At 72.5% G+C, this 19,361-nt stretch carries 22 protein-coding genes and 1 pseudogene; 10 read left to right on the top strand and 13 right to left on the bottom strand.

The genetic code is table 11. The features are described 5' to 3' along the window. The first annotated feature begins 1 nt into the window (after position 1). Both AB0469_RS29995 and AB0469_RS29990 read left to right on the top strand, forming a co-directional pair. Positions 2-967, top strand: a complete 966-nt coding sequence (locus AB0469_RS29995) for an alpha/beta hydrolase (protein WP_366454582.1) — start codon at positions 2-4, stop codon at positions 965-967. A 10-nt stretch (positions 968-977) separates the two neighbouring features. Beyond that, positions 978-1,691: a WYL domain-containing protein gene (locus tag AB0469_RS29990; protein WP_366454581.1), complete on the top strand. Its 714-nt coding sequence runs from the start codon at positions 978-980 to the stop codon at positions 1,689-1,691. Positions 1,692-1,825: 134 nt separating this feature from the next. On the opposite strand, the gene AB0469_RS29985 is transcribed toward AB0469_RS29990, so the two are convergent. From AB0469_RS29985 to AB0469_RS29975, 3 genes are all read right to left on the bottom strand, one after another. Beyond that, positions 1,826-3,172, bottom strand: a complete 1,347-nt coding sequence (locus tag AB0469_RS29985) for a hypothetical protein (protein WP_366454580.1) — start codon at positions 3,170-3,172, stop codon at positions 1,826-1,828. 405 nt (positions 3,173-3,577) lie between these two features. Beyond that, on the bottom strand, positions 3,578-3,724 hold the full coding sequence (locus AB0469_RS29980; RefSeq protein ID WP_366454579.1) for a hypothetical protein: 147 nt from the start codon (positions 3,722-3,724) through the stop codon (positions 3,578-3,580). Between the two features lie 221 nt (positions 3,725-3,945). Continuing rightward, positions 3,946-4,773, bottom strand: coding sequence for a TIGR03118 family protein (locus tag AB0469_RS29975; RefSeq protein ID WP_366454578.1), 828 nt, complete (start codon positions 4,771-4,773; stop codon positions 3,946-3,948). 28 nt (positions 4,774-4,801) lie between these two features. On the opposite strand from AB0469_RS29975, the pseudogene AB0469_RS29970 reads away from it, so the two are divergent. After that, positions 4,802-5,047 (top strand): annotated as a pseudogene (locus AB0469_RS29970) (DUF4291 family protein); the annotation flags it as partial. A 27-nt stretch (positions 5,048-5,074) separates the two neighbouring features. On the opposite strand, the gene AB0469_RS29965 reads toward AB0469_RS29970, so the two are convergent. Then, entirely contained in the window at positions 5,075-5,491 is a 417-nt protein-coding gene (locus AB0469_RS29965; RefSeq protein WP_042820205.1) for a VOC family protein, read from the bottom strand. Between the two features lie 10 nt (positions 5,492-5,501). After that, entirely contained in the window at positions 5,502-5,921 is a 420-nt protein-coding gene (locus tag AB0469_RS29960; RefSeq protein ID WP_366454577.1) for a helix-turn-helix transcriptional regulator, read from the bottom strand. Between the two features lie 68 nt (positions 5,922-5,989). On the opposite strand from AB0469_RS29960, the gene AB0469_RS29955 reads away from it, so the two are divergent. Beyond that, a complete protein-coding gene (locus tag AB0469_RS29955; RefSeq protein ID WP_366454576.1) occupies positions 5,990-6,313 on the top strand; it encodes a putative quinol monooxygenase in 324 nt (107 codons plus the stop codon). 25 nt (positions 6,314-6,338) lie between these two features. On the opposite strand, the gene AB0469_RS29950 is transcribed toward AB0469_RS29955, so the two are convergent. Next, positions 6,339-6,884, bottom strand: a complete 546-nt coding sequence (locus AB0469_RS29950; protein WP_366454575.1) for a TetR/AcrR family transcriptional regulator — start codon at positions 6,882-6,884, stop codon at positions 6,339-6,341. Between the two features lie 98 nt (positions 6,885-6,982). Between AB0469_RS29950 and AB0469_RS29945 the strand changes: the two genes are divergently transcribed. Beyond that, positions 6,983-7,387, top strand: coding sequence for a nuclear transport factor 2 family protein (locus AB0469_RS29945; RefSeq protein ID WP_366454574.1), 405 nt, complete (start codon positions 6,983-6,985; stop codon positions 7,385-7,387). Between the two features lie 22 nt (positions 7,388-7,409). Here the strand turns inward: AB0469_RS29945 and AB0469_RS29940 are convergent, their stop codons facing one another. After that, on the bottom strand, positions 7,410-8,432 hold the full coding sequence (locus tag AB0469_RS29940) for an SGNH/GDSL hydrolase family protein (protein WP_366454573.1): 1,023 nt from the start codon (positions 8,430-8,432) through the stop codon (positions 7,410-7,412). 143 nt (positions 8,433-8,575) lie between these two features. Further along, positions 8,576-9,169, bottom strand: a complete 594-nt coding sequence (locus AB0469_RS29935) for a helix-turn-helix domain-containing protein (protein ID WP_366454572.1) — start codon at positions 9,167-9,169, stop codon at positions 8,576-8,578. 130 nt (positions 9,170-9,299) lie between these two features. Between AB0469_RS29935 and AB0469_RS29930 the strand changes: the two genes are divergently transcribed. The 3 genes from AB0469_RS29930 to AB0469_RS29920 all read left to right on the top strand — a co-directional run bounded on the left by AB0469_RS29930 (position 9,300) and on the right by AB0469_RS29920 (position 12,315). Continuing rightward, positions 9,300-10,877 (top strand): MDR family MFS transporter, encoded by a 1,578-nt coding sequence (locus tag AB0469_RS29930; RefSeq protein WP_366454571.1) that lies wholly within the window; start codon positions 9,300-9,302, stop codon positions 10,875-10,877. Between the two features lie 187 nt (positions 10,878-11,064). Next, entirely contained in the window at positions 11,065-11,886 is an 822-nt protein-coding gene (locus AB0469_RS29925) for a polysaccharide deacetylase family protein (protein WP_366454570.1), read from the top strand. Between the two features lie 108 nt (positions 11,887-11,994). Further along, positions 11,995-12,315, top strand: coding sequence for a nuclear transport factor 2 family protein (locus AB0469_RS29920; RefSeq protein WP_366454569.1), 321 nt, complete (start codon positions 11,995-11,997; stop codon positions 12,313-12,315). Positions 12,316-12,533: 218 nt separating this feature from the next. Here AB0469_RS29920 and AB0469_RS29915 read toward each other — a convergent pair whose 3' ends face one another. Further along, positions 12,534-13,664: a serine hydrolase domain-containing protein gene (locus AB0469_RS29915; RefSeq protein ID WP_366454568.1), complete on the bottom strand. Its 1,131-nt coding sequence runs from the start codon at positions 13,662-13,664 to the stop codon at positions 12,534-12,536. A gap of 181 nt (positions 13,665-13,845) precedes the next feature. Between AB0469_RS29915 and AB0469_RS29910 the strand changes: the two genes are divergently transcribed. Then, the gene (locus tag AB0469_RS29910; protein ID WP_366454567.1) at positions 13,846-14,460 is read left to right on the top strand and encodes a hypothetical protein; all 615 of its coding nucleotides are present in this window, start codon (positions 13,846-13,848) and stop codon (positions 14,458-14,460) included. A gap of 152 nt (positions 14,461-14,612) precedes the next feature. On the opposite strand, the gene AB0469_RS29905 is transcribed toward AB0469_RS29910, so the two are convergent. From AB0469_RS29905 to AB0469_RS29895, 3 genes are all read right to left on the bottom strand, one after another. Continuing rightward, complete coding sequence (locus AB0469_RS29905; protein ID WP_366454566.1) at positions 14,613-15,902, bottom strand: extracellular solute-binding protein; 1,290 nt, start codon at positions 15,900-15,902, stop codon at positions 14,613-14,615. Positions 15,903-16,175: 273 nt separating this feature from the next. Then, positions 16,176-16,793 (bottom strand): SMI1/KNR4 family protein, encoded by a 618-nt coding sequence (locus AB0469_RS29900; RefSeq protein ID WP_366454565.1) that lies wholly within the window; start codon positions 16,791-16,793, stop codon positions 16,176-16,178. Between the two features lie 63 nt (positions 16,794-16,856). Continuing rightward, entirely contained in the window at positions 16,857-17,216 is a 360-nt protein-coding gene (locus tag AB0469_RS29895; RefSeq protein ID WP_366454564.1) for a DUF192 domain-containing protein, read from the bottom strand. A gap of 205 nt (positions 17,217-17,421) precedes the next feature. Between AB0469_RS29895 and AB0469_RS29890 the strand changes: the two genes are divergently transcribed. After that, positions 17,422-18,159 (top strand): A24 family peptidase, encoded by a 738-nt coding sequence (locus tag AB0469_RS29890; protein ID WP_366454563.1) that lies wholly within the window; start codon positions 17,422-17,424, stop codon positions 18,157-18,159. 131 nt (positions 18,160-18,290) lie between these two features. Here the strand turns inward: AB0469_RS29890 and mgrA are convergent, their stop codons facing one another. Then, a complete protein-coding gene (mgrA, locus tag AB0469_RS29885; RefSeq protein WP_366454562.1) occupies positions 18,291-19,328 on the bottom strand; it encodes an L-glyceraldehyde 3-phosphate reductase in 1,038 nt (345 codons plus the stop codon). Positions 19,329-19,361 lie beyond the last annotated feature (33 nt).

Genomic DNA, 19,361 nt, shown 5'->3' with positions numbered 1-19,361 from the left:
CATGACGATGACGACGAAGACCCCGATGCCGCTCACCGACCAGGACTGCCTCGCCGAGACCCTCGCCTTCAACCGGCAGTTCGAAGCCGCCGCCGCGAACCGCCCCGCCCGCGGGCGGGCCCTGGACCCCGACCTCGTCGCGCGGCTGCGGCGCAACCGGCTCGCCGGGGACGCGCCGCCCGTGCGGCTGCCGCAGGGCCGGGACCGGGTCGTCGCCGGCGGGGTACGGGTGCGGACCTTCGTCCCGGCCGGCCCGGTCGACGGGGTGTACCTGCACATCCACGGCGGCGGCTGGTCGTTCGGCTCCGCCGACGGCCAGGACGAACGGCTGTGGCGGATCGCCGAGGAGGTACGGCTGGCCGTCGTGAGCGTGGACTACCGCCTCGCGCCCGAGCACCCCTTCCCCGCCGGCCCCGACGACTGCGAGGCCGCCGCCCGGTGGCTCGTCGACCACGCCGCCGCCGAGTTCGGCACCGAACGGCTGCTGATCGGCGGCGAGTCGGCGGGCGCGCACCTCAGCGTGCTGACCCTGCTGCGCCTGCGCGACCGCCACGGCATCGACGGTGCCTTCCGGGCGGCCCACCTCCTCTTCGGCCCGTACGACCTGTCCATGACCCCGAGCCAGCGCGCGTTCGGCTCCCGTCCGCTGCTCAGCAACACCGACGCACTGCTCGGCAGTTACGAGTCCTTCTCGCCCGGCACCGGCACGGAGGAGCGCCGCTCGCCGGAGCTCTCGCCGCTCTACGCCGACCTGGCCGGCCTGCCGCCCGCCCGGATCGTCGTCGGCACGGAGGACCCGCTGCTGGACGACTCGCTGTTCCTCGCGCAGCGCTGGCGGGCGGCGGGCGCGCCCGTGGAACTCGGGGTCGTCGCGGGCGCGATGCACGGCTTCACCCTCTTCCCGCTGACCGTCACCGAGCGGGAGTTCGCGCGCGAGCGGGAGTTCCTGGCCGCCGCGGGCCGGTAGCGTCGGGCCCATGGACCGTACGACCCGGCTCTACGCCCTCGTGGAGGAACTGCGCGCGGCGGCGCCGCGGCCGCGCTCGGTCGCGGTGCTCGCCGAGCGGTTCGAGGTCAGCACGCGGACGGTGCAGCGCGACCTCCAGGCGCTGATGGACTCCGGCGTCCCCGTCCGCGCCGCCCTCGGACGGGGCGGGGGCTGGACCGTCGACCCGGCCATGACCCTGCCCCCGGTCCACTTCACCGCCGACGAGGCCGCGGCCCTGGCCGCCGCCCTCGCAGCCGCCGAGACCCCCTTCGCGGGCGCGGCCCGTACGGCCTACCAGAAGCTGGTGGCGTCGATGACCGGCCCCGCCGCGGCCGCGGCCGAGGGGCTGGCCGCCCGGATCGTCGCACTGCCGTCCCGGACGGAGCGGACGGTCCGCGACGCGGTGGAGCGGGCCCTGACCGACGGGACCGTGCTGCGGCTCGCGTACGTCGACGCGGCGGGCCGGGCGAGCGAGCGCGTCGTCGAACCGGCCGGCCTGCTCACCGCCGAGGGCCGCTGGTACCTGATCGGCTGGTGCCGTACGCGGCGGGCCGGGCGCGGTTTCCGCCTGGACCGGATCACGGCGGCGACCCCGACCGGCGAGCCGGCCCAGCCCCACGACCTGGCCGAACTCCTACGCGGCTCGGCCGCCGCCGACGCGACCCGCCCGCCCGCGCTCGGCCCGCCCGGCCGGCCGTCATGAGGCGCGAGCGCCGCCGCGGACCCCGGCCGGCGCGTGAAGGCGGTGGGGGTACCCCCGCCGCCCCGCCCCCCGCGAGGCTGCGGTGGTCACGTGTCGTCGGTCTTCGGCGGGGTCCTACTTCTTCGGGCGGGGTCCTACTTCTTCGGTGTGAAGATGAGCAGCCGGTCCAGGAGGAGTGCGGAGAGGGCCGGCCGGGTGAGGGTCGCGGGTTGCATGTAGGCGCGGGCGACGAAGCGCAGTGTGCTCATGTCGACGGGCCGGTGCGTGCCGTACTGGGCGCAGAAGTCGGAACCGGTGGGAGGGAGTTCGGTGACGTGCGGGCCGGTCGGTCCGGCGTCGCCGGCTCGGCTGAAGGTCCAGGCGTAGAGCTTGTCGGCGTGGTGTTGGTCGGGGATGAAGTCCTGCGCGCTGCCCTGGAGTGCGCGGTTGTCCTGAGCGGCCAGGGCGACGGCCGCCTTGGCGTCGGCGTACATGGAGATGCTCGAATAGGTCGCCTGGCGGGTGGCCGCGTGGTTGGTGCCGTAGGCGACCGCGAACGAGCCGTCCGGGAGCTTGAAGTTCCGCGTGATGGGGTCGTCGGCGTCGTTGGACAGGGCGCCCACTCCCGTGACGGGCGGATCGATCACCAGGTTGTCCTGCAGCCCCGGGTTCGACTCCTCGAAGCCGCGCTCCACCACTTCGTCGCGCGCCTCGTAGCCGGGGTGGGCATCGATAATGCGCCGACGCAGCAGTCGCAGCGTGGGATTGAGGTCGAGTTCGGTGGCTCCGGTCCCGGACACCCGCAGCGGAGGAACGGGCAGGGGGTCAGGGCCGTACACGGGCTTCGCCTCGTCGCCGGAGCTGCTCCGCGGACGTACCCGCAGGATCTGGAGGGGCGGCGTGGCGCGGTAGTCGGCGAGTGCCTTCTCGAAGCCGGGCTCGGCCACGGCGGTCCGGATGCCGAGCAGGAACTGGTCGGCCTTCCGGTCGAGGCCCAGCCGGTACATGGCGGGAGGGATCGTGAGGTTGTTCGTCGCCCCGCCGAGCCCGGAGGCTTCCAGCATCCTGTTCACCTCCCCTTGCGTGCGGGCGTTGCCGGTGATCACCAGGGCGAACGGCCGGCTGTACGGCGTCGGGCCCTGTGTGCGGACGGTCGCGTTGTTGACGGGGTCGCCCACCGAAGTCCACACGAGGGGGCCGGTGGGCAGGGATCCCTTCAGCCTGGTCAGATCGAAGGAGAAGTACTCCTCGGGCGGCGGTGTGGTGCCGATCAGGACGACGGCCTCGTCCTGGCGCAGACGCCATGTCGCAGGCGGGTTGGTGTTGGGCGCCTGCCCCGGGACCTCCGGCATGCCGCTGACGATGTAGGGCGACTGGGAGTTGGGCCACATGGCGCTGAAGACGGCGCCCTCGCAGAATCGGCGGTTCAGGTCGAAGACGGCTTCGGTCCCCGATTGCGAGACATAGCCCGATTCGGCCAGCTGGTGCTTGAACCGCTCCACCTGCCGACGTGTGCCGGCAGGCGGAGCGGGGTTCCCTCGGGCAGGGGCCGGTGCTTCGGAGAGGGGGTGTGCAGAGGGGTTCCGTGGCGTGGCTGCCGTCGCCGTCGGTGCGGCCAGCAGGACGGCTGCGGCGAGAGCGAGGAGGGTCGGGCGTCGGCGCGAAGGGAAGGCGGTCACGGCAGACCCCTATCCGGTTTCGGCCCTGGAACGCGCTCGACCACGCCGAACCCGCCCCCGGCCTCACCCGCCCGGAATACTGCACGGCAGCCTGCCGAGTCCCGGTCGGCGACCCGACCGACTGTCCTCTTCGTCCGATGGTGTCTCGGTGCGGTCGGTCCGGCCGGGTGCCGGTGACGTTGGGGGGTCGGCCGAGCAGTGCTCACGGCAGGCCGGGCCGGCCCCGGGTCAGCGCCGCTGCAGGCCGTCCGGCAGGTGGTCGGCCTTGCCCGCCTTGATGTCCCGGATCAGTGCGGACAGGGCCTCGCGGCCGTCGGTGAGGGGAGTGTCCTCGTGTCCCGCGACGGCGATGCAGCTGTTCCCGTCCGCGTCCACGCCGATCCGGTGGCAGCTGGCGCCTTCGCCGCCCCGTGTGAGCCATCCGCGCGCGTCGAGCTTCCCTCGCCAGACCGACGTCCATCCAGACGACGTGGGAGCCGAAGGTGCCCGCCCCCTTCACCGCGCCCTTCCACGGCGCCCCCGCCGCCTGCCCCGTCGCGCCGGACAGGGCGGCCCCGCCGGAGGGACGGCGGGGCCGGGGCCGCGGCAGGGGCCGGTCAGCGTTCCGCGCGCAGGACGCCGAGGAGGCCGTTCTCCTCGTCGTTGATCCCCGCGGCGAACCAGACGGCCTCCCGGCCGCCGGACTTGTCGGTGCCGCGCTTGAGCCCCCACAGGCCGGGGATCGAGATCGGGTGTCCGTTCCGGTCCTCGATGGTGCCCTCGAACTCTCCGGTGCGCAGGTCGAAGGCGTTGATGCGGCCGTCGCCGAAGTTGCCGACGAGCAGGTCGCCGGAGAACTTCCCGAATCCCTTGGGCGCCACTTCCAGGCCCCAGGGCGAGTTGAGGACGCCCCGGCTCGCGAAGCGCTCCAGCAGCCGCCCCTTCTTGCTGTACACGTCGATGAAGCCGTGGCCCGCGCCGGGTACGTCGTCCTCCTTCTCCTCGTCCTGCAAGGCGTAGGTGACGAACACCTTGGAGTCGATCTCCTTGATGTTGAACGGCGCGTAGCCGGCGGGAAGGGAGGGGTCCCGGAACGCTCCGCCGGGTGGCAGGAGGCGGAAGTCCTCGTCGAACACGTCGACGCGCGCATCGCGGAAGTTGGCGACGAGCACCCTCGGCTCCCCGTGCTCGCGGCCGTGGTCGTCCTTCTTCCCGCGGACCAGCTCCAAGCCCTTGAAGATGGCGGTTTCGCCGCCGCTGCCCTCGTGCGCGACCCGGATCGCCTGCGTCCGGTTCACCTCCGGGTTGTACGCGAAGAGGTCACCGTGCTCCCCCGCGAAGAGGAAGCGCGCGGGACCGGTCCTCCCGGAGTCGCCGAACTCGAAGTCGTCCCCGTCGTTGCGCACGACTCCGGTGGGAGCGCCGTCCGTGGGGAAGGACACCACTCGGGACAGGATGTCGACGGGCCGCCGGGACCCCGAGCGCTCCGCGCGCGGGGCGGCGCTGAACCACTACAGCATCCAGGTCGGCGTCGGCCGGCACCTCGTCCGGACCTTCACCGACGAGTGGATCACCGGCATCACGGACCTCACCCCGCAGGTCCGCAAGGCCGCCGCGCTGATCCAGGGCGGGCAGGCCGCCAGGGCGCGGCGGCTGCTGCCCGCCGAACGGGTCTACCCGCTGCCCGCCGCCCTGGAGGGCCGGCTCTGCCGGCCCTGAGGCCCGGGGCGGTACGGGGCCGGGTGGTCAGGCCTTGCGGGGCTGGTTGAAGCGGAGCATGTTGCCGGCCGGGTCGCGGAAGGCGCAGTCGCGGACCCCGTACGGCTGGTCCATCGGCTCCTGGAGCACGTCGGCGCCGGCCGCGCGGATCCGCTCGAAGGTGGCGTCGACGTCGTCCGTGGTGAAGATGACCCCGCGCAGCATCCCCTTGGCCATCAGCTCCGCGACGGCCTGGCGGTCGGCGGGGGTGGCGTTCGGGTCGGCCAGCGGGGGTTCGAGGACGATCTCCACGTCCGGCTGCGCGGGTGAGCCGACGGTCACCCAGCGCATGTTCTCGTACCCGACGTCGTTGCGGACCTCCAGGCCCAGGACGTCCCGGTAGAAGGGGATGGCCTTGTCGTGGTCGTCGACGGCGATGAAGCACTGCGAAAGCTTGATTCCCATGGCTCCGACGCTACGCGGGGGCGTCGGGTTTGGCTTCTCCGTTCCTGACCGGTCGCGTGTGGATCTTCACGATGCAGGCGGGGATGGCGGCGCTGTCGCCGTGGTCGCGGGCCCGGTAGGCGCTCGGGGTCTCGCCGACCAGCTCGGTGAAGCGGGAGCTGAACGACCCGAGCGAGGTACAGCCGACCTCGAAGCAGACTTCCGTCACCGACAGGTCGCCGCGCCGCAGCAGGGCCTTGGCCCGCTCGATGCGGCGGGTCATGAGGTAGCCGTACGGGGTCTCGCCGTAGGCGGCGCGGAAGCTGCGCTGGAAGTGGCCGACCGACATCAGCGCGATGCGCGCCAGGGCGGGGACGTCCAGCGGCTGCGCGTAGTCGCGGTCCATCGCGTCACGGGCCCGGCGCAGCCGGACGAGGTCCTCCAGGTTCACGCGGTCCACCATCTCACAGGGCGAAATCGGCCTGCCGCGGCCGATCTTGGACGCCTAGGCTGCACCGCATGTCGCAGCAGCCGCACCAGCCCCAGCCGCCCGTGAAGCTGGTCGTCCTGATCACCACCCTCCCCGGCCGGGGCCGGGAGCAGGAGGCCGCGTACGAGCGCCTCGCGCCGCTGGTCCGCGCGGAGGAGGGGTGCCTGCGGTACGACCTCCACGGGGTGGCGGGCGACCCGGACCGCTTCGTCCTGATCGAGGAGTGGACGTCGAAGGCCGCCCTGGCCGCCCACGACGCCACCCCGCACATGATCGAGGCCGACGCGGCCGCCCCCGCCTTCCGCGCGGGGCCGGCCCAGGTCCTGGAACTGACCGCGGACGCCCTGGCCTGAGCCGGGCCCCCGGCCGTGCGGACGCTCACCCGGCCGGATGCGCGGCGGCCTCCAGGAGCCGCGCCGCCGCCGCGCGGGCGTGCAGGGCCGGAGCCGGGCCGGGGTCGAGGGCGGCCACCACCGTCGCGCCCTCGGCCAGGATCAGGAGCTGTTCCGCGAGCTCCGGCGTGGGGGCGAGGTCCGCCAGGAGGGCGCGCAGCTCCGCCTTGTGGCGGCGCACGACGTCCAGGACGGCGGCCGGGCCCGTGCCCAGCTCCCCGTAGGCGTTCAGGAAGGCACAGCCGCGGAAGTCCGGCTCGGAGAACCAGGCCGCCAGCCAGTCGAACACCGCCGGTACGGGCTCCGGGGCGGCGGCCACCGCCTCCCGCAGGCCGCCGATCCAGCGGCGGTCGCGGCGCTCCAGGTAGGCGGCGACCAGGGCGTCCTTCGCGGGGAAGAGCCGGTAGAGCCGCTTGAGCGGTACGCCCGACTCCGCGCGGATGCGGTCCATGCCGACGGCCTGGACGCCCTCGGCGTAGAACAGCGCCTCGGCCGCGTCGAGGAGGCGGGTGCGGGCTTCGTCGTCGTCCATGGCGTGAAGGGTAGTCCAGACCGGCTTGCTTTGAGAACGTTCGTTCTCTATGTTGAGAACGAGCGTTCTCTGAATTGTCGTCGCGAGAGGAACTTCCCATGCTGGTCCCGCCGTTCACCGAAGAGACCGCCCGCGCCAAGGTGCAGGCCGCCGAGGATGCCTGGAACACCCGCGACCCCGAGCGGATCGCGCTCGCCTACAGCGAGGACTCCGTCTGGCGCAACCGCGACCGCTTCCTCACCGGCCGCGCCGAGATCCGCGCCTTCCTCACCGAGAAGTGGCAGCGCGAGCTCGACTACCGCCTCCGCAAGGAACTCTGGGCCTACACCGGCAACCGCATCTCCGTCCGCTTCGTGTACGAGTGGCACGACGCCGACGGCCAGTGGTGGCGCAGCCACGGCAACGAGCAGTGGGAGTTCGACGACGACGGCCTGATGCGCCGCCGCGAGGCCAGCATCAACGACGTCCCGATCGAGGAGTCCGAACGCCGCCTGCGGGACTGAGGGCGACGGGTGCCGCCGCGGTTCAGCGTCGGGCCGCTCCCATGGTGGTCAGGGCTCGGGTGACCCGGGTGGTCAGGTGGCCGACCCCGGCGAGGTTCGGGTGGAGGACCGTGCAGGCCTCGCCCCGGGCCGGGATCAGCCGGCAGAGGTCGGAGGGGGTGTCCTTCTGGCGGCCCTCGCCGGTCAGGTCGTCCTTGATCCCGTACATCCAGCGCCGCCCGCCGGCCGCGCACACGCCGTGCCCGGTGCTGCCGGTGTAGGTGTCCACGTAGAGCGCGCCGGCCCGTTCGGCCTGTTCGCGCAGGAGGGTGTTGACCCGTCGCTCCAGGGAGTCCAGCCAGGGCATGTCGCCCTTGGCGACCGTGCCCAGCTGGGGCCAGCTGCCCCAGCGGCAGCCGGCCGCCTCGTCGACGACGGCCGGGTAGCCGACCACCGCCACCTTGGCGTGCGGGGCGCGCCTGCGGATCTCCTTCAGCAGGGTGGTGAAGTCGGCCCGCAGTGCGGTGAACCGCCCCTCCAGGGCGGTGGCGGCCGCGCCGCCGGAGTAGGCGGAGGAGCAGGGGTGGCCCAGTCCGAGGGAGGCGAGCCCCCGCTCGACGCACTTCTGGACGATCTCGGCGAAGCCGACGGAGTTGCCCCCGAGGCCGACGGTGACGAGGTCGGTGGCGGCGGACACGGCCCGGACCTGGGCCGGCCGGGGCGCCCAGCCGCCCTTGGGCGGGACGGACGGCGGACCCGCCGGGTCGGTCTGCGGCTCCAGCGCGCCGGCTCTGACCTCGGCGGCCGAGCAGGTGACGTCGGTGAGCCGCACCTTCAGCCGTCCGGCCGCCTGGCGGGGGTAGTTCAGCGCCGAGCGGCCGCAGCCGTCGTCCTCGGCCCAGGGCCGGACGAAGGCGCCCGCGCTGTAGGAGTCCCCGAGCGCCACGTAGTTCAGCGTCCGGGCCGGGGCGGCCGCCGCGGGGGCGGCCGAGGCCGGGGCGAGTGCCGCGGCCGCCGCGGCGAGGGCGGTGGCGGCGGCGAGTGCGACCCGCGTGGTGGCGTGCACGGCTACGTCCTTCCGTCAGACGCCGGGCGACCCTCTCGACCGGCGGATATGACGTAACGTAGCGTGTGTGATTACGGAGAGTAGTGGATCGGGGCGTAAACCACCCCCGGGGGTGATCTTCGTGGGCCGCGGGGGCCCGGGGGCTACTCCCCGCCGTGGGCGCGGGTGATGAGGTCGGTCGCGACCTCCAGGGCGGCCAGCCGGGTCGCCTCCGGGTCGGCCTCGTCCACGTGCTGGAGGAACATCATCCCCGCGTGCAGGGTGAAGAGGGCGCTCACGCAGCGCACCTGGTCCGCCAGCGGGCCGTCCTCCGTGCGCAGCAGCTCGACCAGGGTGAAGATCCGCCGCTTGACGATCTCCCCGATGCTGAGCTCCCGCATCGTCGCCTGGTTCTCGTGCATGAAGCGGTACAGCTGGGTGCCCGCCACCATCGCCTCGCTGTAGCGGCGCAGCACCTCGCGCTTGGTCTCCAGCGTCCGGGGCTGCTCCTGCGCCCACTCGATCAGCTCGTCGATGGGCCGCGTCCGGTCCTCGAAGACGCTGATGATGATGTCTTCCTTGGTCTTGAAGTGGTAGTACAGCGCCGCCTTCGTGACCTCCAGCCGCTCCGCGATCTCGCGGAGCGAGGTCTTCTCGTACCCCTGCTCGGCGAAGAGCTCCAGCGCGACGTCCTGGATGCGCTGGCGCGTGTTCCCGCGCTTGGCCTGCGGTCCGGTGCCGCTGGAGCTGCTGGACATGTGTCTCCCCACGAACTTACTTGACGCCCGGCTAGTGACGGGTCTACCTTCCCCAGTGTAGTGAACTAGCCGGGCGGCAAGTAAGTGTCCGCGCAGGGCTGAGAAGAATTCGGTGTCACGGGGAGTGGACATGAGCGACGCAGTGAAGCAGGCCGGAACCCCGGAGGAGGTGAAGCCGCGCAGCGTCCGCGTCGTCCTGATGGCGCTCATGATCGCCATGTTGCTCGCCATGCTCGACAACATGATCATCGGTACTGCGATGCCGACCATCGTCGGCGAGCTCGGCGGCCTCGAACACCTCTCCTGGGTGGTCACCGCCTACACCCTGGCCACCGCCGCCTCCACCCCGATCTGGGGCAAGGTCGGCGACATGTACGGGCGCAAGGGCTCCTTCCTCACCTCGATCGTCATCTTCCTCGTCGGCTCCGCGCTCAGCGGCATGGCCCAGGACATGGGCCAGCTGATCGGCTTCCGCGCCATCCAGGGCCTGGGCGCCGGCGGCCTGATGGTCGGCGTCATGGCGATCATCGGCGACCTGATCCCGCCCCGGGAGCGCGGCAAGTACCAGGGCATGATGGCCGGCGTGATGGCCCTCGCCATGATCGGCGGCCCGCTGGTCGGCGGCACCATCACCGACCACATGGGCTGGCGCTGGTCCTTCTACATCAACCTCCCGCTCGGCGCCGTCGCCCTCGCGATGGTCAGCGCCGTGCTGCACCTGCCCAAGAAGAAGGCCCAAGGCAAGATCGACTACCTGGGTGCGGCCCTGCTGACCGTGGCCATCACCTCGACCGTCCTCGTGACGACCTGGGGCGGCACCGAGTACGCCTGGGGTTCCGGCGAGATCATCGGCCTGATCGTGGTCGGCGTCCTCGCCATCGCCGCCTTCCTCTACGCCGAGACCAAGGCCGCCGAGCCGGTCATGCCGCTGCACATCTTCCGCAGCCGCAACTTCACCCTGATGTCCGTCATCGGCTTCCTCGTCGGCTTCGCCATGTTCGGCGGCGTGCTCTACCTCCCGCTCTTCCAGCAGGCGGTCCAGGGTGCCTCGGCCACCAACTCCGGCCTGCTGCTCCTGCCGATGCTGCTCTCGATGATGGTCGTCTCGCTCGTCGTCGGCCGCATCACCACCAGCTCCGGCAAGTACAAGCTGTTCCCGATCGTCGGCGGCGCCCTCATGGTCGTCGGGCTGTTCCTGCTCGCCACCATGGACACCGGCACCTCCCGCCTGATCTCCGGCGTGTACATGGCCGTCCTCGGCGCCGGCCTCGGCTTCCTGATGCAGATCACCATGCTGGTCGCCCAGAACAGCGTGCAGATGAAGGACATGGGCGTCGCCTCCTCCTCGGCCACGCTCTTCCGCACCCTCGGCGGCTCCTTCGGCGTGGCCCTGATGGGCTCCCTGTTCACCTCCCGGGTGACGGACACCATGTCCGAGCGCCTCGGCCCGCAGGCCGCCCAGGCCGCCGGCTCCGCCCAGCTCGACGCGGCCAGCCTGGCCAAGCTGCCCGAGGCCGTCCGCGACGCCTACCAGCACGCGGTGGCGGCCGGTACGCACTCGGCGTTCCTGCTCGGCGCGGCGATCGCCGTCCTCGGCTTCGCGCTCGCCTGGTTCGTCAAGGAAGTCCCGCTGCGGGGCGCGGGCCCGGCCCAGGCCGGCGGCGGCGCCAAGGCCGCGGCCTCCCCGGCGGATTCGTTCGCCCACTGACCGCGCACGGCCCAAGAGGCGGGTGGGGCCCGGGTTTTCCCGGACCCCACCCGCCTCTCCGTGTGTCTCCAGGGGCCCGCGGGGCACCCGCGCCGACCGTGGCGATAAAGGACTAAAGTCCTCATTACCTGGAATTTATAGGGCAATTGCGAGGAACCTTCTCAGGTTCGAAGGCGTCCTGATCCACATGACGCGCACGCAGAAGCACAGCCGCCGAGCCCGGATAGCCGTCGCGGCCTCGGCCGCCGCCGTCGCCGCCACCGTCTGGGGGGTCACCACCCTGCTCCCCGCCGACGAGGACCACCACGCCGCCCGTCACGAGAACGCGTCGGACCACGGCTCCGCACCGGCCGACGGGAAGCCGGGCGGCCCGGGCGCGACGCCCTCCACCGCCGTGCCCGACGGCATCGCCCACGCCTCGGAGGCCGGCGGGAACGCCGTCGACATCACCATCGACGACGGCCCCGACCCCCGCTGGACCCCACAGGTCCTCGACGTCCTGGCCAAGTACGACGTGAAGGCCGTCTTCTGCATGATCGGACCGCAGGCCCGGGCCCACCCGGACCTCGTCAGGAAGGTCGTCGCCGCCGGGCACCGGCTCTGCGACCACACCATGGACCACGACACGGCCATGGCCCGCAAGCCCGTCGCCTACCAGGAGGCGCAGATCCTCGACGCGAAGAGGCTGATCGAGGAGGCGGCGGGCGGCGGCGCGAAGGTCGAGTACTACCGCGCCCCGGGCGGGGCCTTCACGCCCGACAGCCGGCGCATCGCCGCGGCCGCCGGGATGCGTCCGCTCGGCTGGAACGTCGACACCAAGGACTTCGGCAGGCCCGGCACCGCCGCCATCGTCGCCAACGTCAAGCGCGAGATCGGCAACGGCCCCACGGTCCTCTTCCACGACGGGGGCGGCGACCGCCGCCAGACCGTCGCCGCCCTCGACCAGGTCCTGGCCTGGCTGGGGGAGCAGGGGCGGCCGACCGGCTTCCCCGTCCGCACCGCCCCCTGACACGCCCGCCGCACGGCGAACGGGTGAAGGTCGGCGTCCCGCCCCCGCCCACGGTGTTCCCTGGTCGCGCACGCAGCCCGTACGCACGCACCCGACCGGGAGGCCCCCGTGATCCCCGTGAACCAGCTCACCGACCCCGCCGTCCGCGCCTTCGTCACCGCCGTCAACGCCGGCGACCAGCAGGCCTTCGCCGCGGCCCTGACGCCCGGCGCGACCATGTCCGACGACGGCAGCGACCGCGACCTGCAGGACTGGGCCGAGCGGGAGGTCTTCTCCTCCGGCGGCCACATGGACGTCGAGTCCGAGTCGGACGGCGGCCGGGCCCTGGTCGCCAGCTACCGCAACGACACCTGGGGCGAGATGCGCACCGCCTGGCGGTTCACCGTCTCCGACGGCCGCGTCAGCCGCTTCGAGACCGGCCAGGCCTGACCGCCGCCGCGCGCCCGACCCACCGCGCGCCCGACCGGGGCCCGCACGATCACCGCCAGGCCCGACCGCCGCCGCGCATGACGGCTGCCTGGCCCGACCGTCAGGCCCTACCGCCGCCGCGCGCCGGACCGCCAGGCCCTACCGCCGCCGCGCGCCCGACCGCCAGGCCCTACCGCCGCCGCGCCTGACCGTCGCCGGGCCCGTCCGCCGGCCGGGCCCTACAGCCCCCGCGCCACCTTCAGCACCGCCGCCGTCAGGGGCCCGTTCTCCGGGGCCAGCCCGCCCGGGAAGCCGAAGCGGCGGCGCGTGTACCCGTACGCGATCCCCGTCACCGGGTCGGCGAAGCCGTTGGCGCCCGCCGCACCGCAGTGCCCGAAGGCCTCCGGGCCCACCGCGGGCTGCTTCTCGAAGCCCAGCCCGAAGTGGTCCGCCTCCGCCACGACCGCGTCCTGGCCCGGCGTGTGCAGCCGCGCGACCTCGGCAGCCGTCTCCGGCTTCAGCAGCGCGGGCAGCCCCTCCAGCCCGCTGATCGCGGCGGCGTACAGGGCCGCCACGCCGCGCGCCGTACCGATGCCGCCCGCCGAGGCCGGGCCGAGCGCCTTCACCTTCGGGTGGTTGGCGTACGCGACCGTGTCCATCGGCGGCTCGTGGTGCATGTTGAAGGCCACCCGCATCAGCTCCGGCATCGGCCCGCCCGAGGTCAGCAGCTCCAGCTGCGCCGGCGTCGGCAGCATCTCCAGCACCGGCTTCCAGCGGCCCTCCAGAGCGGCCGGCAGCCCCATGTACAGGTCCACCCCGTACGGCGCCCGCACCCGCTCCTCGTACAGCTCCTGGATCGAGCGGCCCGTCACCCGGCGCACCACCTCGCCGGTCAGCGCGCCGATCACGAAGGCGTGGTAGCCGTACGCCGTCCCCGGCTCCCAGTGCGGCTTCTGCCCGACCAGCGCGGCCGCGACCAGCGCGTCGTCCGCCATCAGCTCGTACGAGAACGTGTCCACGGCGATCAGCCCGGAGCCGTGCGCGACCAGCTGCCGCACCGTCAGCCGCTCCTTGCCGTCGCCCGTGAACTCCGGCCAGTACTCCACCACCGGAGCGTCCAGGTCCAGTACGCCCTCCTGCGCCAGCAGCGCCACCACCAGGTGGGCGGCGCCCTTGGTGATCGAGAAGACGCCGCTCAGGGTGTCCCCGTCGGTCTCCTCGCCGCCCCACAGGTCCACCACGGTCCGGCCGTGGTGACGGACCGCCAGCTGCGCCTCCGGGGAGTGGGGCTCCGCGGCCACGAAGGCCTCGAACTCCTCCCGGACCGGCTCCCAGCCCGCTTCCACCGTGCCGTTCACCGTCACTGCCATGACATCCCCCGTAACCATCCGTAGATCATTTGGTCGTTCGCGCACAGACAACCAGAGCCGGTCGGCTCATATGCCCGCCGTGGCCGGAATCTGTCACCTGTGGCCGTGCGCCCCGCCCCCGTACGGGTGAACGCGCGCACGACGACGTTCCAGCGCGCCGCGGGGGCCCGTTGGACCGCGTATGAAGCGCACCCGTACCGCCGCTCTCACCGTCGCCGCCGCCGTCGCGGCCCTCACCCCCGCCCTCGGCCAGGCGGCCGCCACCGCCGCCGACGGCAAGGGGAACCTCCCCCAGGACCCGGTCGGGAGCGGGAAGGCGTGGAGCAAGGACCAGAAGCACAAGGTGGAGGGGCAGGTCCGCTTCCACCCGGGCGTGCAGTACGAGACCGTCACCCGCCCCGGTCCCGAAGCCGCCCCGGAGTGGGAGCGCAAGGTCGGCGACCCGAACACGCTGGCCTGGATGCCCTCGTACGAGTTCACCTGGACGGTCTCCGACGTCCTGGTGAACAAGGGCCTGACCACGAAGAACGGCAAGCACGCCCTCGGCCTGCACGCCGTGCTGCGCGACCCGCGGCACGCCGTGGTCGGGGAGGTGGACAAGAAGCTGTCCGGGCAGGCCGCGACGGGCAGTCAGAAGGTGCCCGGGAACAGGCGGATCGCGTGCGACACCGGCGAGTACACGGTGGAGTGGACGCTGGAGCGTCCCGGATACGCGAAGGTCGGCGGCACGCTGCGCTGGGACTCCGGCTGCGAGCAGTACCGCAAGGCGTTCTCCGCGGAGAACGGCGGCAAGTAGCCGCGGGGGAGGAGGGAAGGCCTTGCCGCCCTGCGCACCTTGTGGGCGCTCGTCGGGCGACCGGGCCACGGCCCTTGGATCAGGTGCCGCGAGCCATTCTGCCGTACGGGAAGGGGCGGGACGGGAGGTCGAGGTCCCGTCTCGGCCGGATGTCAGCCGTTCTTCCGGCGGGCCTCGCCCGCCTTCGCGGCGATGCCCTCCAGCACGGCCTTGGCGTCGCCGTTCGGGTCGACGGCGTGGCCGATGCTGCGCTTGATCGTGTCGCTGACGGTCACCCAGGACGGGTCGTTGACGGGGTAGAGCTGCGCGCCGCGCAGGGCGGTCAGGAACTGCTCGTCGTTGCGGTCGAGGCCGCCGCCCGAGGGGGTGCGGGAGGCCGAGACCGTGGAGGGCAGCAGGTGGTAGCGGCCGGCGAAGTCCGAGAGGTTCTTGTCCTGGTAGACGAAGTCCAGGAACTTGCCGATCTCCTCGCCCTTCCCGTTCTGCTTGAACGCCATCATCCAGTCGGCCACGCCGACGGTGGGCGGGGTCTCGCCCGAGCCGAGGCTGTCCGAGATGGGCATGGGGACCGCGTTGACGGTGATGCCCTTGGCGCGGGCCTCGTGCAGCAGCGAGGGGTAGCCGTTCACCATGCCGACCTCACCGCGCAGGAACGCGGCGAAGGCGTCGGCGCGGTTGAACTGCGACGGCGGGGTCGGGCCGGTGAGGCCCGGGGTGACCAGCTTGTCCTTGAGCCAGCGGAAGGTCGCGATGTTCTGGTCGGAGGCCAGGCTGTAGTTGCCGCTGCTGTCGGCGTACCCGCCGCCGTTGCTCAGTTCCCAGATCATCGCCTCGGCGTGCGCCTCCTCGGGGCCCAGCGGCAGGGCGATCGGGTACTTCACGCCCTTGTCCTTGAGCGCCTTGGCGTCGGCCGTGAGGTCCGACCAGGTCTTCGGGGCGGAGGTGATGCCCGCCTGCCTGAACAGGGTGTCGTTGTAGAAGAGCAGGCGGCTGGAGGCCACGAACGGCAGGCCGTAGAGGGTGTTGCCGACGGAGCCGGCCTCGGCGAGCGGCTGGAGGAAGTTCGCCTCGGCGCTGATCGAGAGCAGCTCTTCCGCGGAATACAGCTTTCCCTCGGCCGCGAAGTCCGAGTAGGAGCCCATGAGGGCCATGTCCGGCGCATTGCCGGCCTTGACCATACGGGAGACCTCGCGGTCGATGTCGGCCCAGGGCAGGAGCTGCACCTGGACCTTGATACCGGGGTTCGCGGCGGTGAAATCCTTCGTCACCTTGTCCCAGAAACCCTTGGAGCTGTTGGCCGCGGTATCGCCGTATTCGGCGGCCACCAGGCGCAGCGTACCGCTGTCACCTGCACTGCTGTCGGAAGAACCGCAGCCGGACAGCGGTAGGAGCAGGCCGAACACGGTCGCCGTGGCGGCCGCGCCGAACATTTTTCGTCGCACGGGTGGATACCCCTGATTTTCTTTTGAGTCCCGTTATTACTTATGAGTTGTTCCGGGCTGGGGTGTCCTGCCGCGGCCCGTCATGGCCGGAATTCTCTCCTGAGGGCGGCGGAGTTGTTTCCATTGGGTCGGCACTTGTGTCCAATGCTCCAAAAACACTTTTCCCTGTTTGTGTTTTCGAATATGCGCCCCTCAAATGGGACGCGCGTAGACATGCCGAAAAGCCCGTTTCCTTCCGGAAAACGGGCTGAGGGGGCGGGGGCGTCGGCCGGGTTAGTCGGCGAACTCGCCGGCGTACGGGTCGGGCTCGCCCGTCTCGGGGTTGCGCCCCTCCTGCCAGCGGCGCTGGGCCTTGCGCCAGTGCACGAAGCTGAGGTGGCCGGCGTCCCAGAAGGTGATGCCGACGGGGCTCACGTCGAACTCGTCGGAGCACATCCGCAGCAGGAACTCGGCCATGCCGTACGGGTACACCGCGAAGGCCTCGGCCGTGTGCCGCCCGACGACGAGGACCGGCCACCGGTCCGGGTCGGGGTCGGTGGTGAGCCAGCACAGGATGTCGGAGCCGGCGGTGACCCCCCAGGCGATGATCGACTCCGGGTCCGCGTCGAAGGCGGCCCGGCCGCCCCCCGCCTCCCAGGCCTGCCGGGCGTTGGCGGTCTCCTCGGCCATCTCGGCGGGGTCCCACTGGAGCCCGGGCTTGGGCAGGGGCAGCAGGATGCCGGCCTCGCCGTTGATCGAGCCGGCGCCGAACCGGCCCATGAAGGCGACGAAGTCCGACGGGAAGCGGGTGCCCCAGACGGCCTCGGCCGTCTGCCAGTCGACGTCCTCGTCGGCGCCGTGCGTCGCCGGCATGATCTGCTCCAGCGCCTTGACCCGCGCGTTCTCCGTCATGCCCGCCGCTCCCCTGACACCCCACGTCAACCGCCCCAACCTACCGCCCGGGCGCGCCGTGACCTAGGGCTGGACGAGACGCTCCAGCGCGACTGTGGCGCCGGGGCGCAGCCCCCAGCCCGCCATCGCCCCGGCCCGCGCCTCCAGGACGTGCCGGGCGCGGGGGCGGGGGAGGCCGAGGCGGTTCGGGGGCATCGTGGTGACGGCGACGACCCGCAGGCGGCGGTCGAGGTAGGCGACGTCGATGGGGAACCGCATGCGGAACGTGTGCACGCTCGCCGCGGGGGTGAGGAGCATCGCCCCCTCGACCCCGTCCCGCCCCAGGAGGCCGCGGGTGCGGGCGCGGTAGGAGGCGGCGACCTCCAGGGGGACGGTGGTGTCGTGCCCGACGCGGAGGATCCCGGTGCCGTCCTGGTAGGCCATGGGCCCACCCTAGGGCCTGTCGTCACACTCCGGGCCGCCCTCCGGGCGACGGCGGGACTTTGGCGACAGGCCCTGGGCTCCGCCGGTCCCGCCGCGCCGGGCTTCTCCCCGGCCGCCGCCGGGATCCGGCCCCCGACCGCGGCGGCGGAACGCGCCGGGTCCACAGGCCCGTGCCGTCGGGCGGTGCGGGGGCTACCGTCGGCGGATGGGCGTAGTCGTGATCATCCTCGCCGCCGTGTACGGCGCGGCCGTCGGGTTCGGGCTGCCGCGCGCCGCGTACCGCCTCTCGGTGGAGCCCGGCGAGCCGTGGCGGACGCTCTGCCCCGACGGCCACCCCGTCGGCGGCTGGTTCGGCGCCGCCCGCTGCGGGCCGCAGGGCCCCGACGGCCGGCCGGCGGCGTACGGCGGCTCCCGGTGGCCCCCCGCGGCTGTCTGTGCGGCCGTGTGCGGGGTGCTCGGGGCCGCCGGCGGGGTGCGGCCCGAGGCGGCGGTGTTCGTCGGGGCGGCGCCCGTGTGCGTGCTGCTCGGGATGGTCGACCTCGCCGTGCACCGGCTGCCCGACGTGCTCACCCTGCCGCTGGCCGCGGCCACCGCCGCCCTGCTCGGCGTGGCCGCCCTCCTGCCCGGCGCCGCGGGCAGCTGGCGCGGGGCCCTGCTCGGCGGGGCCGCGCTCGGGGCGGCGTACCTCGCGCTGTTCCTGATCAACCCCGCCGGCATGGGCCTCGGCGACGTCAAGCTCGCGCTTCCCCTCGGGGTCGCTCTTGGGTGGTACGGGTGGGGGGTATGGGCCGCCGGGGCGTTCCTCGGGCTGTTCTACGGGGCCGTGTACGGCCTCGGCGCACTGCTGACCAGCCGCGCGACCCGGAAGACGGGCTTCGCCTTCGGACCCTTCATGGCCGCCGGAACCCTCAGCGGAGTGCTGCTGGGCGGATTCGGAGCGTAATCATTCTGCGCCAATGCACGCAGGACGCTTTACGAAGGGTTATGGTGGAACCCCCCCCTCGGGCCGGTCCGTATCCCCCCCACGGACCGGCCCGTTTTTCTTTTCCCCGCCCTCGCGGGCAAAAGCGCAGGTCAGCCGCGCTGGGCCCAGATGTTGGTGCCGGGGGTGGAGACGGCGAAGGAGTCGATGTCCTTCAGCTCCTGCTCCGACAGGGGTGCCCCGGTCAGCGCGGCCACGTTCTCCTCCAGCTGCCGGACGCTCGACGCGCCGATCAGGGCCGAGGTCATCCGGTCGTCCCGCAGCACCCAGTTCAGCGCGAGCTGGGCCAGCGACTGGCCGCGCCGGGCCGCGATGTCGTTGAGGCCGCCCAGGCGCCGCACCACGTCCTCCGAGAGCAGCGCCGGGTTGAGCGACTTGCCGGCGGCGGCCCGGGAGTCCTCCGGGATGCCCCGGAGGTACTTGCCGGTCAGCAGGCCCTGCGCGAGCGGCGCGAAGGCGATGCAGCCCATGCCGGCCTCCTCCAGGGTGTCCAGCAGCCCGTCCTCCTCCGTCCAGCGGTTGATCATGGAGTACGAGGGCTGGTGGATCAGCGGCCGGACGCCCATGTCGCGCAGGATCCGGACGGCCTCGGCGGTCTGCTCCGCCGTGTACGAGGAGACGCCGACGTACAGCGCCTTGCCCTGCTGGACCGCGGACGCGAGGGCGCCCATGGTCTCCTCCAGCGGGGTCTCCGGGTCGAAGCGGTGCGAGTAGAAGATGTCGACGTAGTCGACGCCCATCCGCTTCAGCGAGGCGTCCAGCGACCCGAGGAGGTACTTGCGGCTGCCCCACTCGCCGTACGGACCGGGGTGCATCAGGTAGCCGGCCTTGGTCGAGAGGACCAGCTCCTCGCGGTAGGACGCGAAGTCCTGGGCGAAGATCTTGCCGAAGTTCAGCTCGGCGGAGCCGGGCGGCGGGCCGTAGTTGTTGGCCAGGTCGAAGTGGGTCACACCGAGGTCGAAGGCGCGGCGCAGGATCGACCGCTGGGACTCCAGGGACTTGTCGTCGCCGAAGTTGTGCCAGAGGCCGAGGGAGATGGCGGGGAGCTTGAGGCCGCTGCGGCCCGTGCGCCGGTAGGGCATGGAGTCGTAGCGGGAGTGGTCTGCCCGATAGGGATTGGTATCAGTCACGTTGTCCTTGCTATCACGGACTTGTGACCTACC

This window comes from Streptomyces sp. NPDC093801 (genome assembly GCF_040701585.1).
GTDB lineage: Bacteria > Actinomycetota > Actinomycetes > Streptomycetales > Streptomycetaceae > Streptomyces.
This window is presented reverse-complemented; position numbering and strand designations above follow the sequence as displayed.

Bases quoted from the DNA above. Each gene is read 5' to 3' on its own strand.
- AB0469_RS29995 (WP_366454582.1), top strand. From the start codon at position 2: ATGACGATGACGACGAAGACCCCGATGCCGCTCACCGACCAGGACTGC.
- AB0469_RS29990 (WP_366454581.1), top strand. From the start codon at position 978: ATGGACCGTACGACCCGGCTCTACGCCCTCGTGGAGGAACTGCGCGCG.
- AB0469_RS29965 (WP_042820205.1), bottom strand. From the start codon at position 5,491: ATGGGAATCAAGCTTTCGCAGTGCTTCATCGCCGTCGACGACCACGAC.
- AB0469_RS29955 (WP_366454576.1), top strand. From the start codon at position 5,990: ATGTCGCAGCAGCCGCACCAGCCCCAGCCGCCCGTGAAGCTGGTCGTC.
- AB0469_RS29950 (WP_366454575.1), bottom strand. From the start codon at position 6,884: ATGGACGACGACGAAGCCCGCACCCGCCTCCTCGACGCGGCCGAGGCG.
- AB0469_RS29945 (WP_366454574.1), top strand. From the start codon at position 6,983: ATGCTGGTCCCGCCGTTCACCGAAGAGACCGCCCGCGCCAAGGTGCAG.
- AB0469_RS29935 (WP_366454572.1), bottom strand. From the start codon at position 9,169: ATGTCCAGCAGCTCCAGCGGCACCGGACCGCAGGCCAAGCGCGGGAAC.
- AB0469_RS29930 (WP_366454571.1), top strand. From the start codon at position 9,300: ATGAGCGACGCAGTGAAGCAGGCCGGAACCCCGGAGGAGGTGAAGCCG.
- AB0469_RS29925 (WP_366454570.1), top strand. From the start codon at position 11,065: ATGACGCGCACGCAGAAGCACAGCCGCCGAGCCCGGATAGCCGTCGCG.
- AB0469_RS29915 (WP_366454568.1), bottom strand. From the start codon at position 13,664: ATGGCAGTGACGGTGAACGGCACGGTGGAAGCGGGCTGGGAGCCGGTC.
- AB0469_RS29910 (WP_366454567.1), top strand. From the start codon at position 13,846: ATGAAGCGCACCCGTACCGCCGCTCTCACCGTCGCCGCCGCCGTCGCG.
- AB0469_RS29900 (WP_366454565.1), bottom strand. From the start codon at position 16,793: ATGACGGAGAACGCGCGGGTCAAGGCGCTGGAGCAGATCATGCCGGCG.
- AB0469_RS29895 (WP_366454564.1), bottom strand. From the start codon at position 17,216: ATGGCCTACCAGGACGGCACCGGGATCCTCCGCGTCGGGCACGACACC.
- AB0469_RS29890 (WP_366454563.1), top strand. From the start codon at position 17,422: ATGGGCGTAGTCGTGATCATCCTCGCCGCCGTGTACGGCGCGGCCGTC.